The sequence below is a fragment of the Rhizobium sp. RU33A genome, assembly GCF_900156055.1.
In the GTDB taxonomy this organism is placed as follows: Bacteria; Pseudomonadota; Alphaproteobacteria; order Rhizobiales; family Rhizobiaceae; genus Allorhizobium.
Genome location: NZ_FTMQ01000004.1, coordinates 402,692 through 415,944, shown reverse-complemented (window position 1 = coordinate 415,944; position 13,253 = coordinate 402,692). Strand labels below are relative to the sequence as shown.

The window sequence follows — 13,253 nt, the reverse complement described above, 5'->3', positions numbered from 1 at the left end:
GGGATAAACAGAGGCCACGGCGCGCGGGGCGGACCAGAGGCGGGAAAAGTGCCGATTTATCCACAATTGGTCACCATGAGGCTTCCGATTCCAGAGGGCTGTGAATTACGGTGACGACAGAAGATCATTCCTCGCATTTCGACTCTTCCTCCATCGTTAACGTGGATTTTGTTCGGATCGCAAATTGCTGGAATCACGGGTTAATTTGTAGTTATCCCCACTATCCCAAAGACCCGCAGTCTGACTTACTGTCGACACTAGGCTGATATCGTCGATTGGGAACAAGCTGTGATCCCAGATTAATCCTTGATAGTCAGAGACTCTTAGAAATAGAAGAAGAATCAATATCTCTTTTCTTTATTGAAAGGGCTTGAGCCTTGAGCACGCCGAACCTAAAAGTCCTCGACGTTCTGGATGGAAAAACGGTCACGCCACCGCCCATCTGGCTCATGAGACAGGCAGGTCGTTATCTCCCGGAGTATCGGGAAACGAGGAAGAAGGCTGGGAGCTTTCTCGATCTCTGTTATTCGCCTGAGTACGCGACAGAGGTCACCCTTCAACCGATCCGCCGTTATGGCTTTGATGCTGCCATCCTGTTTTCGGATATTCTGGTCATACCGGATGCGCTGCATCGTAACGTGACCTTCACCGAAGGCCATGGTCCGCAGATGGACCCCATCGACCCGGACGGCATACTGGCGCTTTCGGCAGAAGGTGTCCTGGATCACCTCAAGCCGGTCATGGAGACGGTGTCACGGCTGCGTGCGGAATTGCCCAGCGAAACGACCCTGCTTGGCTTCTGTGGCGCTCCCTGGACGGTGGCGACCTACATGATCGCTGGACATGGCACGCCTGACCAGGCCCCTGCCCGTCTCTTCGCCTATCGTCATCCGGAGGTCTTTGCCCGGCTCCTCGATTTTCTCGCTGATGTCTCGGCCGACTACCTCGTCGCGCAGATCGATGCGGGTGCCGACGCCGTGCAGATCTTCGATTCCTGGGCAGGTGTTCTGGGCGAGGCGGAATTCGAGGCGTTTGCCGCGCGGCCGGTTCGGCGGATTATCGACTCGGTCAAGTCGCGTCGTCCGCAGGCAAAGGTGATCGCCTTTGCCAAGGGCGCCGGCATCTTGTTGAAGAATTACCGCCAGGACACCCGTGCGGATGCCATTGGTCTCGATTGGTCGGTTCCCTTGAGCTTTGCTGTCGAGCTGCAGAAGGATGGCCCTGTTCAAGGCAATCTGGATCCAATGCGTGTCGTTGCTGGTGGCGCAGCACTGAAGGAGGGCATCGATGCGATCCTCCAGGCACTCGGCCATGGACCGCTGATCTTCAATCTCGGCCACGGGATTACGCCGCAAGCTGATCCGGAGCATGTGACCGAGCTCGTCGCTCAGGTTCGGGGTTTCGGCTGATTATGGAAAAGCAGATCGACGACAAGCCCGGGATGCGCGCAGCGAGAAAGGCTGCGTCCGCTCTCGTGTTTTTCGGGATCGTCGGTGTCGGTATCATGCTTGCCGGACCGGACCAGGCTTACCCCTGGATCAAGGCGCTGCATGTGATCGCCATCATCTCCTGGATGGCAGGCATGCTCTACCTGCCGCGACTGTTCATCTATCATTCGGACTGTGATCCATCGTCACAGCAGGCGAAGACATTTGCCGTGATGGAAACCAGGCTCATGAAGGTCATCATGACGCCTGCCATGATCGTTTCCTGGATCCTGGGATTATATCTGGCTTGGCAGGTCTTTGCGTTCCAGGGTGGTTGGCTGCATGCCAAGATCGCGGCTGTTGTGGCATTGTCCGGCGTTCACGGTTATTTCGCCAAGGCTGTCAAATCGTTCGGGCGTGGCGAGTACGTGGGAACGCCGCGTTACTGGCGGATGATGAACGAGGCGCCTACCCTGCTGATGATTCTGATTGTGGTTCTTGCGGTCGTGAAGCCGTTCTGATCTCGGCGCGATCACGCATTATTTTCGGTGGTGCGGGCTTTTCGCTTGCGGTCGAATCCGCGAGTCGCTATTTTCGCGCTACTTCCTCCTTTGGCTTGCGTACTATTCAGTCATTTGCGGCTCTCGCGATCGTACCGAATTCCACCAGCTCGCCGTTCCCCTTGAAAATTCTATCTGACGTGGTCCCTCTTCATGGCTGAAATGAAGCTACAAGAACTCAAAAGCAAATCGCCAACCGATCTCCTGACCTTTGCTGAATCGCTCGAAGTTGAAAACGCGAGCACGATGCGCAAGCAGGAGCTGATGTTTGCGATCCTGAAGATGCTGGCGAGCCAGGATGTTGAGATCATCGGCGAAGGTGTCGTGGAAGTCCTGCAGGATGGCTTTGGTTTCCTGCGTTCGGCCAATGCGAACTATCTCCCCGGCCCCGACGATATCTACATTTCGCCTTCGCAGATCCGCCGTTTCTCGCTGAAGACCGGTGATACAGTCGAAGGTCCGATTCGGGGACCGAAGGAAGGCGAGCGCTATTTCGCTTTGCTGAAGGTCAACACGATCAATTTCGAGGATCCAGAAAAGATCCGCCACAAGGTGCATTTCGACAACCTGACGCCGCTCTATCCGAACGAGCGCTTCAAGATGGAACTCGATGTTCCGACGTCGAAGGATCTGTCTGCACGTGTTATCGATCTCGTGGCGCCGCTTGGGAAAGGCCAGCGCGGCCTGATCGTCGCACCGCCGCGCACCGGTAAGACGGTTATTCTGCAGAATATCGCGCATTCGATCACGGCCAACCATCCGGAATGTTATCTGATCGTCCTTCTGATCGACGAACGTCCGGAAGAAGTGACCGACATGCAGCGTTCCGTGCGCGGTGAAGTCGTATCCTCGACCTTTGACGAACCCGCGGTTCGTCACGTGCAGGTGGCCGAAATGGTCATCGAAAAGGCCAAGCGTCTTGTCGAACATGGCCGAGACGTCGTCATTCTGCTTGATTCGATCACGCGCCTCGGCCGTGCTTACAACACCGTGGTCCCGTCCTCGGGCAAGGTCTTGACCGGTGGTGTCGACGCAAATGCATTGCAGCGCCCGAAGCGCTTCTTTGGTGCTGCCCGTAACATCGAAGAAGGCGGTTCGCTGACGATCATCGCAACGGCGCTGATCGACACGGGTAGCCGTATGGACGAAGTCATCTTCGAAGAATTCAAGGGCACCGGTAACTCGGAAATCGTTCTCGATCGCAAGGTCGCAGACAAGCGCATCTTCCCGGCCATGGACATCCTCAAGTCCGGTACGCGTAAGGAAGACCTGTTAGTCCCACGTCAGGATCTCCAGAAGATTTTCGTTCTGCGCCGTATTCTTGCGCCGATGGGCACGACCGACGCCATCGAATTCCTCATCGACAAACTCAAGCAGACGAAGAACAACGGCGACTTCTTCGACTCGATGAACACCTGATGTGGTGCCGGTTTCGGCCGGTAATGCATCTGGGTGGCACTGGGTGACCTCGTGACCACGCGAAAAGATACGATCTGTGCATTAGCGTCCGGTGGCTTGCCATCGGGCGTTGCCGTTGTCAGGATCAGCGGGCCTGCGGCTTTCGATGCCCTGAGCAGCCTGATTGGCCATTTGCCGCCGCCACGCATTGCGTCGCTCCGGACTTTGAGATCGGCGGTGGGCGAAGTACTTGACCGTGGTTTGGTGCTGACGTTTCCCCGCCCAAATTCCTTTACTGGAGAAGACTGCGCCGAGTTGCAGGTTCACGGTGGTCGTGCCGTCGTCAATGCAGTCCTGAAATCGTTAGCCGGATTCTCAGGAGTTCGATTTGCAGAGCCAGGCGAATTCTCTAAGCGGGCTTTCGAAAACGGGAAGATGGATCTCGTCGAGGTCGAAGGCCTCGCTGACCTTCTCGCTGCCGAAACTGAAATGCAGCGTCGTCTGGCGAATGAACAGGCCAACGGTCACCTTTCCACCGTCTACGACGAGTGGCGGGAGAAGCTCATCTATATCAGGTCCATGCTCGAAGCCGAGCTCGACTTCAGTGATGAAGGTGATATTCCAGGCTCTGTGTCGGATAGGGTATGGGCAGAGGTCGCCGTTCTGAAGAGCCAGGTTGACAAGGCCATCACCAATCTACGGGCTGGCGAGATCATTCGAGATGGCTTCAAGGTGGCACTGGCGGGACGCCCGAATGCCGGGAAATCGAGCTTACTGAATGCGCTCGCCCAGCGGGATGTTGCGATTGTCACGCCGATCGCCGGAACGACGCGCGATGTGGTCCGGTGCGAACTCGATATCGAGGGTTACAAATTCGAGCTCTTTGACACTGCGGGCATTCGGGGGACGGATGACGTGGTTGAGCAAGAGGGTATCAAGCGGGCACTGAGAACCATCATTGATGCTGATCTCGTGCTGCAACTGTTCGATATCTCCGGCATTCACGAGGAAGACGCCGAACTTACGCCACGTCCAACGCTCCGTATCGGCACGAAGTCGGATCTTGCTATTGGCGTCGTGCCAGAGAGCGCGAAGCTCGATATGACGATCTCTGTGGTGACCGGCGAAGGGTTAATGCTCTTGCGGGAGCGTCTACTAGACGCGGTGCGCCAAGGGACCCGGGTTGAGAGTCTTGCAATCCCAAGCCGGTTGAGGCATGCAGAGCGCCTGCGCTCAGCTTCGCTCCATTTGGGTTCAGCGCTAGAGGGTCACGCTATGCCCATCGAAATTAGAGCTGAAGACCTGAGACTTGCGACTGCGGAGCTGGCGCGTGTGACGGGTCGAATCGATACCGAAACACTTCTTGGTAAAATCTTCTCCGAATTCTGTGTCGGAAAATGATTCACGTGAAACAGGCTGGATTTGAACCATGTCTGCCAGACATTTTGATGTAATCGTTGTGGGCGGCGGACATGCCGGCACCGAGGCCGCGGCCGCGGCTGCACGTATGGGCGCCAAGACCGCGCTAGTCACCCATAAGGCAGCCACCATCGGTGTGATGTCATGCAACCCTGCTATCGGCGGCCTGGGCAAAGGCCACCTAGTCAGGGAGATAGATGCTCTTGACGGCATCATGGGGCGTGCCGCTGACGAAGGCGGCATCCAGTTTCGGATGCTCAACCGGAAAAAAGGTCCGGCTGTGTGGGGTCCTCGGACTCAAGCTGACCGAAAGCTCTATCGGCTTGCCGTTCAGCGTCTGCTGTCGGAGATACCCAACCTAGATATCATTGAAGGCGGCGTGGTCGGCTTAATTCGTGACTCCTCCGTAATAAAAGGCGTATCACTTCAGAATGGTCTAGAGCTAATTGCTCCCTCCGTAGTTCTGACGACTGGCACTTTCCTGAACGGTCTGATTCATATTGGCGATCAAAAGATTTCAGCGGGAAGAGTGGGCGAAGCACCTGCCTTGGGTTTGAGCTCGGATCTTGCTGCCTTCGGATTGAAGCTCGGACGCCTCAAAACCGGCACACCAGCGCGCCTGGATGGAAAGACGATCGATTGGGCTGCTCTCGAAGTTCAAGAAGCCGATGCTGACCCGATTCCCTTCTCGTTCATGACGGATGCGATCGCTACGCCGCAAATTGCATGTGGGATAACGCGAACTACCCCCGAAACTCACAGGATCATCAGGGACAATATCCATCGTTCCGCGATGTATTCGGGTCAGATTGAGGGGGTTGGACCGCGCTATTGCCCCTCGATTGAGGACAAGATTAATCGGTTTGGTGATCGTGATGGCCACCAGATCTTCCTGGAGCCGGAAGGGCTGGACGACGATACGGTGTACCCAAACGGGATTTCGACGTCCTTGCCGGAAGAGATTCAGGGACAGTTCATTCGGTCCATCCCTGGATTGGAGTCGGTTCGAATTCTCCAGCCTGGCTACGCAATTGAATATGATTTCGTTGATCCGCAGCAACTCGATCTTTCCTTGGCCGTCAAAGGTGTGTCGGGCCTGTTCTTGGCCGGGCAAATCAACGGCACCACGGGATATGAGGAAGCCGGCGCACAAGGCTTGCTGGCGGGGATTAACGCCGCGCGTCACGCCAGTGGGGAGGACCGGATTTCGTTCAGCCGCACTGATTCTTATATCGGCGTGATGGTGGACGACCTGACGTCTAGAGGTGTCGCTGAGCCTTATCGGATGTTCACCTCCCGGGCGGAATACCGACTTTCTCTTCGTTCGGACAATGCGGATATGCGGCTGACGCCTTTTGGAATTTCCCTCGGTTGCGTGGGTAAGGAGCGTACCCGCAAGTTCGTCGGTTATAGGGAACAGCGTGAATCCGTTTATGCTCTTTTGGGTGAATTGACGGCATCGCCGAATGAGATGGCCAGTGCAGAGGTGCCGATCAACCAAGACGGTCGCCGCCGGAGCGCCCGCGAGATTCTGTCCTACCCGGATCGGAACTGGAGCGATATTTCGCGTGTCTGGCCCGAACTGCGCGCGGTCGATCCCAAGATCGCGGAAGCGGTCGCAATCGATTGCCTCTATCATGTCTATCTGGAAAGACAGTCTGCCGACGTTGAGAGCGTTCGCTCCGAGGAAAATAGGGCGATTCCAACGGACTTTGATTATGGCTCGCTCTCGGGCTTGTCGAACGAGCTGAAAACAAAGCTCCTCTCGCAGCGGCCACAGAACGTCGCTCAAGCCAGTCGTATAGAGGGTATGACGCCCGCGGCAGTCGCGCTACTTGTCGCCCATCTTCGAAAAAATGCAACACATAGAATGGCTTCTTGAAATGGCGCATGCGCTTTCAGCCAAATTTGGAATCGATGTTTCACGTGAAACGCAGGAACGGCTCGAACGTTTCGCTGACCTTTTCATCAAATGGGCCGCCAGAATTAACCTGATTGCACCATCCACAAAAGATCAGCTGTGGGCGCGCCACATCGCAGACTCGTTACAACTCCGAAACATTGTTCCCGATGCAGGGCGTTGGATCGACCTCGGAAGTGGCGGCGGTTTTCCGGGGGTCATCACGTCGATCGTGCTCGCTGAGCATGGTGACGGCTGGGTTGATCTGGTCGAGAGCAACAACAAAAAATGTGGCTTTCTGCGCATGGCTTTGGCAGAGACCGGCGGACGCGGGTCGGTGCATCCGGTGCGTATCGAAGATGCAGCAAAATCCCTCCCTGCCCCGGACTTCATCTCGGCGCGGGCCCTGGCTGACCTCGATCTGCTGTTCGCCTATGCCCAACCCTGGGCGACCGCCAATCCACACCTTAAACTCATCCTCCACAAAGGGCGGGATTACCAGTCAGAGATCGATAAAGCGCGTGGTCGCTGGGACTTCGATCTGGTAAAACACCAAAGCGTTGTCGAGGAAGATTCCGTGATCTTGGAGATCTCCTCTCTTACGCGCAGGGTTTAACGGTTCGGGTGCCAAATGAGTCTCGAGAAAAACCGCATTATCACCATCGCCAACCAAAAGGGTGGCGTGGGTAAGACCACGACAGCGATAAACCTGGCGACAGCCCTGGCGGCGATCGGAGAGCGGGTGCTCATCGTTGACCTCGACCCGCAGGGAAATGCCAGTACCGGCCTCGGTATCGACCGTCGTGACCGGCGCTTGTCTTCTTACGATGTGCTGATCGGGACTCATTCGGTCAGCGAAGCGGTCCTCGAAACGGCAGTGCCGAACCTTTCTATCGTCCCATCAACGATGGACCTGCTCGGTTTCGAGATGGAAATCTCGCAGCAGGCGGATCGGGTCTTTCGTCTGAGAAGGGCCCTCAACCAGGACGATGCGCGCGCTTACAGCTACGTGCTGCTCGACTGCCCACCTTCGTTCAACCTTTTGACGATGAATGCAATGGCTGCAGCACATTCGGTTCTGGTGCCATTGCAGTGCGAGTTTTTTGCGCTCGAAGGTCTCAGCCAGTTGCTCGATACCATCAACCAGGTGCGTCAGACGGTGAATCCGACCCTCGATATCCAGGGTATCGTGTTGACGATGTTCGATTCCCGCAACAATCTCGCGCAGCAGGTCGTTAGCGATGTGCGGGAGCATCTCGGCGAGAAGGTTTACGCGACACTTATTCCGCGGAATGTGCGGGTCTCGGAAGCACCATCTTATGGTAAGCCGGCTATCCTTTATGATCTCAAATGTGCCGGTAGCCAGGCCTATCTCCAGCTGGCTTCGGAAGTCATTCAGCGCGAACGGCAGCGCAAGGCTGCCTAATCTTCGTACAAGGGTGTGAGTATGAGCGAAGACGTATCGAAACGGCGCCTCGGGCGTGGACTTGCAGCGCTGATCGGCGAGATGGATCAGCCAGTTCCCGTCGGCGAGACGCGTCCTACCGTTAGCGCGGACCGGACTGTTCCGATCGAATTCGTGGCGCGTAGCCCCAAGAATCCTCGTCGGTATTTCGACGAGGCTGAGCTCCAGGATTTGGCCGGCTCCATCCGACAGCACGGTATCGTGCAGCCTGTCGTCGTGCGGACGACCAGCAGCGATCGCTATGAAATCATCGCTGGGGAGCGACGTTGGCGCGCGGCGCAGCTCGCGGGCCTCATCGAGATCCCAGTCATCGTTCGCGATGTCGATGACCGGACGGCGCTTGAGTTGGCGATCGTCGAAAACGTCCAGCGTGCCGACCTCAATCCACTCGAAGAAGCGCTTGGCTATGAGCAGCTCATTGCCGAACATGGCTATACCCAGAACGATCTCGGGGAAATCATCGGCAAGAGCCGGAGCCATGTCGCCAACAGTCTTCGATTGTTGAAGCTCCCCGATCCGGTTCGGGACATGCTTGCCGACGGAAGTCTGTCGGCGGGTCATGCGCGTGCGCTTGTTTCTACTCCCGATCCCGTCGTTCTTGCCAAGACGATCGCCCAGAAGGGGCTCTCAGTTCGCGACGCCGAGAAGCTGGCACAGAACCACATCAAGGCGCAACATGCCCCTGCCCCCGTGGATGTGCGTGAATCCAAGGATTCCGATACCATCGCGCTTGAGCGCAGCCTTTCGGATCGCCTGGGACTGTCCGTGTCGATCAACCACAAGGGCGGCGGCGGTCAGTTGAAGATCAATTACAAGACGCTCGACCAGCTGGAAGAGATCTGCCGCCTGCTCGAAGCGCGCTGATCAGGCGCGGCGATTCCTTCGAGCCGACTGAAGTGTCGTCGCAAGAAGCGTCTGGATTGCCAGATTGTCTTCAAGCTGCGCGTTCTGGCGGCTTTGCAGGATCGCGGCGTTCAGTCTCGCACTCTCTCGGGCCAGATCAGAACTATTCCAGTTCCGTAACGCTTTCTCGATTACTGGTTTGCGTTTGAAGTGAATCCCCCGCCCATGCGTCTGCATAACCTGCGAAGCCTGTTGCTGGCGCTCTTCCATCTCCAGGCGCATGGTTTCCAGTAGCTGTACCTGTTTCATCGTGCCCTGCAGGACGAGGAAGACAGCGGTCTTGGAGGCAATGACCTTCTGGACGGCATGGAGGAATCCATCGGGATCGCCTGACAGAACCGCATCGACCACCTCGTCGGTCGATACGGCACTTGCATCGCTAACGATCTCGAGCACATGGTTCTCATCGATCAACTCGTCCTTCATGCAGTAGAGGACCAGCTTCTGTATTTCATTGCGGGACGCAATCCGATCGCCACCGATCGATTCCAGCAGAAGTTCGCGTGCTGCCGGCGTAATGCGCAAATTGGAGGCCGCCAGTTCCACGTCGATCAGGCCATTGAGCGCCCTTGCATCATCCTGGTAACAGGCGATGCAGGCGATGCTCCGTTCGCCCTCGGCGACCTTGCGAAGTGCTGATCCCTTCTTGAGATCACCCGCTTCAATCAGAAGATAGCTGCCTTCGGGAGGGTGTGTCGCAAGATGCGCCAGTCCGTCGACCAACTGCTTCTCGTTAGCGGCGCCCCGGACCCAAATCAGCTTCTCACCGCCGAACAGCCCGAAGGCATTCACCTCATCGATGAGGCGACCAGGATCGGATTGGATGTCCGACGCGTCCAGACGGATCAGTGCAAAACCGTCGTTGAGATCGACACCGGTCGTCTTGGCAACCTGAGAGGCGCGCTCTGCAACAAGACCTCGATCCGGTCCGTAGATGACGAACATTCGGTAGTGCCTGGCCGATTTGGCCAAGAACCCTTCGAACTCGTGGGATTTAACTTCAACCATGGCCGCAGATCAGCGACCGAGAGCCATGGCGAGATCGGCATAGATGACTTCGGCAAGCTCGCGGGAAGCGCGTGTCTCGGCATCACGCACGGCGCGGAGCTTTGCGAACTCCTGTCGCGGGTAATCGAAGAGGGCGATACCCGAACGACGACCTGTCTTCAGAACCGTGTCGTCGGATATACGCGTCAGCGTGTAGTTGCCGGTGACGACGGCGCGACCCGAGTTTGCCGTGTCGGAGGTTTCATCGAGAAGGATGCCTTCGACACCACCGCTGACCGTCAACTCGACCCGATATTCCGGGGTCTTCGTTTCGTCACCGCCGCTGGTCAAGAAGATCAATCGGTTGCGCGTCTCGAGGCCGATGCGGCTGGTCGCTTCGGAATATGCGATCGCAGCCAATGCGCCGCGGGTTTCGCCATTGGTGTCCTGATAGAGCGGACGAGCCTGGCAGCCCGCCATCAGCAGAGCCGCGCCGATCAGAACCGAGCGCCGAAGCAGCTTGGAAGGCTTGAATTCAGAGGACAATGTTCACGATCCTTAGCGGGACAACGATGATCTTCTTCGGAGCCTGGCCATTGAGAACGGCCTTGACGGCGTCGAGCGCCAGAACGGCTTCCTGGACGGCATTCTGGTCTGCGTCGCGCGCGATTGTCAATTCAGCACGCTTTTTACCATTGATCTGCACAGGCAGAACGATCTCGTTCTCGGCGACCAACGCCTCGTCGAACTGCGGCCAGTCTGTCCTGGCGATCAGCCCCTCGTTTCCGAGAACTGTCCAGCATTCTTCGGCGAGATGCGGCGTCATTGGCGCAATCAGATGCACCAGGATCTCCGCTGCGTTGCGGGCAGCTGCGACGTAAGCCGCATCTCCCTGCCCTGCTGCAACATTCGTCAGCGGTGCAGCCAGCGCATTGACCAGTTCGTAGATGCGCGCAATCGCCTTGTTGAAGGCCAGCTTGTCGAGGTCACCCTGGACAGCCTTCAAGGTCTTGTGCGCGGCTTGCGAGATCACCAGTCCGTCGCCGTCCTTAGCCGGATTCGAAGGTACGGATTTCAGCCGCTCTGCAGCTTCAGAGACGAGACGCCAGACGCGTTGAACGAAGCGGTGGGCACCTTCGACTCCGGATTCCGACCAGATGACGTCACGATCCGGCGGCGAGTCTGAGAGAACGAAGAAGCGGGCGGTATCGGCGCCGTAGGAGCCGATGATGTCATCGGGATCGACGACATTCTTCTTCGACTTCGACATCTTTTCGATCGAGCCGATCCTGGCTTCCTGACCATTGCTGAGCAGGAACGCACGACGCTCACCATCCGCGTCCTCGATGCGCAGGTCTGCCGGGGCGACCCATTCGCGCTGCAAGCCCTCACCGATGCTGTAGGTCTCGTGCACGACCATGCCCTGCGTGAAGAGCCCCTTGAACGGTTCTTTCAGATCGAGGTGACCGGTTTCGCGCATGGCCCGCGTGAAGAAGCGCGAATAAAGCAGATGCAGGATCGCGTGCTCAATGCCGCCGATATACTGGTCGACGGGCAGCCAGCGGTTGGCAACGGCGGGATCCGTCGGATTGTCTTCCCAGGGTGCGGTGAAACGCGCGAAATACCAGCTCGAATCGACGAAGGTATCCATCGTATCCGTCTCGCGACGGGCGTCTTTGCCGCAGTGGGGGCAGGCAACGTGTCGCCAGGTCGCATGACGGTCGAGCGGATTGCCCGGCTTGTCGAAGCTGACGTCGTCGGGAAGTTTGACCGGCAGATCCTTCTTCGGCACCGGCACGACGCCGCAATCATCGCAATGGATGACCGGGATCGGGCAGCCCCAGTAGCGCTGGCGGGAGATGCCCCAGTCGCGCAGACGGAAGTTGACCTTGCGTTCACCTTGCGGCGCACCGTTCACCTGCTGAGTCGCAAGCCGATTCGCTACTTCTTCAAAGGCTTCCGTTGTCGAGAGACCATCGAGGAAGCGCGAATTGATCATGACACCGTCGTCGGTGAAGGCGGTGTCGCCGATCGCAAAGCTTGCAGCATCGCCGTCGCTCGGCATGACAACCGGGACGACGGACAGGTCATATTTACGGGCAAAATCCAGGTCGCGCTGGTCGCCGGAGGGGCAGCCGAAGATCGCGCCCGTGCCGTATTCCATCAGGACGAAATTCGCGACATAGACCGGCAGCTCCCAGCTCGGATCGAGCGGGTGCTTCACGCGGATACCGGTGTCGATGCCCCTCTTCTCGGCCGTTTCCAGTGCTGCCAGCGACGTGCCGGCATGGCGGCATTCCTGGCAGAAGGCGTCGACCGCTGCGTCGCGCGCGGCGGCTTCCTTGGCCAAGGGGTGATCGGCGGCGATTGCCAGGAAAGAGGCGCCAAACAGGGTGTCGGGCCGGGTGGTGTAAACGGTCACTTCGCTGGCTTCGCTGCCGGAGGCGACTTCCCAGCGGATGGCCATGCCTTCCGAGCGGCCGATCCAGTTCTTTTGCATCAACCGGACCTTTTCCGGCCAGTTATCGAGTTCGTCGAGCGCGTCGAGCAGGTCCTGGCTGAAGTCGGTGATCTTGAAGAACCACTGGGTCAGTTCCCGCTGTTCGACCAGCGCGCCGGAGCGCCATCCACGGCCATCGATGACCTGCTCGTTGGCGAGCACGGTCATGTCTTCCGGGTCCCAGTTGACCTTGGAGTTCTTGCGATAGACCAGGCCCTTTTCCAGGAAGTCCAGGAAGAGGTGCTGCTGACGGTGATAGTAGTCGACGTCGCAGGTCGCGAATTCGCGCGACCAGTCCAGCGACAGACCCATCGACTTCAGCTGGCCGCGCATGGTCGCGATGTTCTCATAGGTCCAGGCCTTGGGGTGGACCTTGTTCTTCATCGCGGCGTTTTCCGCCGGCATGCCAAAGGCATCCCAACCCATCGGATGCAGCACGTTGTAGCCACGAGCACGCTTATAGCGCGCCACGACATCGCCCATCGCATAGTTGCGGACATGGCCCATATGGATGCGTCCCGACGGATAGGGGAACATCTCAAGCACGTAGTATTTCTCGCGCGGGTCAGCATTATCGGTCTCGAAGACCTTGTCTTCGGACCATTTCGCCTGCCAACGGGGCTCGGCGTCGCGCGGATTGTAACGTTCGGTAGCCATGGATCGCATTTCCGGGAATAGCATCAAAAAGAGAGGG

11 protein-coding genes are annotated in these 13,253 nt (G+C 57.7%); 8 read left to right on the top strand and 3 right to left on the bottom strand.

All coding sequences use genetic code 11. From position 1 onward, the window contains the following. Positions 1–377: 377 nt before the first annotated feature. The 8 genes from hemE to BW978_RS17200 all read left to right on the top strand — a co-directional run bounded on the left by hemE (position 378) and on the right by BW978_RS17200 (position 9,033). A complete protein-coding gene (hemE, locus tag BW978_RS17235; RefSeq protein ID WP_076397052.1) occupies positions 378–1,409 on the top strand; it encodes a uroporphyrinogen decarboxylase in 1,032 nt (343 codons plus the stop codon). A 2-nt stretch (positions 1,410–1,411) separates the two neighbouring features. Next, positions 1,412–1,948, top strand: a complete 537-nt coding sequence (gene hemJ / locus BW978_RS17230) for a protoporphyrinogen oxidase HemJ (protein WP_076397051.1) — start codon at positions 1,412–1,414, stop codon at positions 1,946–1,948. Between the two features lie 192 nt (positions 1,949–2,140). Continuing rightward, positions 2,141–3,406: a transcription termination factor Rho gene (gene rho, locus BW978_RS17225; protein ID WP_085942900.1), complete on the top strand. Its 1,266-nt coding sequence runs from the start codon at positions 2,141–2,143 to the stop codon at positions 3,404–3,406. Positions 3,407–3,457: 51 nt separating this feature from the next. After that, entirely contained in the window at positions 3,458–4,786 is a 1,329-nt protein-coding gene (mnmE, locus tag BW978_RS17220) for a tRNA uridine-5-carboxymethylaminomethyl(34) synthesis GTPase MnmE (protein ID WP_076397128.1), read from the top strand. Positions 4,787–4,814: 28 nt separating this feature from the next. Then, a complete protein-coding gene (gene mnmG, locus BW978_RS17215; protein WP_076397050.1) occupies positions 4,815–6,686 on the top strand; it encodes a tRNA uridine-5-carboxymethylaminomethyl(34) synthesis enzyme MnmG in 1,872 nt (623 codons plus the stop codon). Position 6,687: 1 nt separating this feature from the next. Continuing rightward, complete coding sequence (gene rsmG, locus BW978_RS17210) at positions 6,688–7,320, top strand: 16S rRNA (guanine(527)-N(7))-methyltransferase RsmG (protein ID WP_076397049.1); 633 nt, start codon at positions 6,688–6,690, stop codon at positions 7,318–7,320. A gap of 15 nt (positions 7,321–7,335) precedes the next feature. After that, a complete protein-coding gene (locus BW978_RS17205) occupies positions 7,336–8,130 on the top strand; it encodes a ParA family protein (protein WP_054150020.1) in 795 nt (264 codons plus the stop codon). 21 nt (positions 8,131–8,151) lie between these two features. After that, positions 8,152–9,033 carry a ParB/RepB/Spo0J family partition protein gene (locus tag BW978_RS17200; protein ID WP_076397048.1) on the top strand — a complete coding sequence of 294 codons (882 nt, stop codon included), beginning with the start codon at positions 8,152–8,154 and terminating at the stop codon, positions 9,031–9,033. On the opposite strand, the gene holA is transcribed toward BW978_RS17200, so the two are convergent. From holA to leuS, 3 genes are read right to left on the bottom strand one after another with little or no spacing between them, the layout of a single operon-like run. Then, on the bottom strand, positions 9,034–10,080 hold the full coding sequence (holA, locus tag BW978_RS17195) for a DNA polymerase III subunit delta (RefSeq protein ID WP_076397047.1): 1,047 nt from the start codon (positions 10,078–10,080) through the stop codon (positions 9,034–9,036). 9 nt (positions 10,081–10,089) lie between these two features. Beyond that, complete coding sequence (locus BW978_RS17190; RefSeq protein ID WP_076397046.1) at positions 10,090–10,605, bottom strand: LPS assembly lipoprotein LptE; 516 nt, start codon at positions 10,603–10,605, stop codon at positions 10,090–10,092. Beyond that, positions 10,595–13,216, bottom strand: a complete 2,622-nt coding sequence (gene leuS / locus BW978_RS17185; protein WP_076397127.1) for a leucine--tRNA ligase — start codon at positions 13,214–13,216, stop codon at positions 10,595–10,597. Before leuS ends, BW978_RS17190 begins: the two co-directional genes overlap by 11 nt. Positions 13,217–13,253 lie beyond the last annotated feature (37 nt).

Coding starts and splice junctions, on each gene's coding strand:
- hemJ (WP_076397051.1), top strand. CDS start 1,412: ATGGAAAAGCAGATCGACGACAAGCCCGGGATGCGCGCAGCGAGAAAG.
- rho (WP_085942900.1), top strand. CDS start 2,141: ATGGCTGAAATGAAGCTACAAGAACTCAAAAGCAAATCGCCAACCGAT.
- mnmG (WP_076397050.1), top strand. CDS start 4,815: ATGTCTGCCAGACATTTTGATGTAATCGTTGTGGGCGGCGGACATGCC.
- rsmG (WP_076397049.1), top strand. CDS start 6,688: ATGGCGCATGCGCTTTCAGCCAAATTTGGAATCGATGTTTCACGTGAA.
- BW978_RS17205 (WP_054150020.1), top strand. CDS start 7,336: ATGAGTCTCGAGAAAAACCGCATTATCACCATCGCCAACCAAAAGGGT.
- BW978_RS17200 (WP_076397048.1), top strand. CDS start 8,152: ATGAGCGAAGACGTATCGAAACGGCGCCTCGGGCGTGGACTTGCAGCG.
- holA (WP_076397047.1), bottom strand. CDS start 10,080: ATGGTTGAAGTTAAATCCCACGAGTTCGAAGGGTTCTTGGCCAAATCG.
- leuS (WP_076397127.1), bottom strand. CDS start 13,216: ATGGCTACCGAACGTTACAATCCGCGCGACGCCGAGCCCCGTTGGCAG.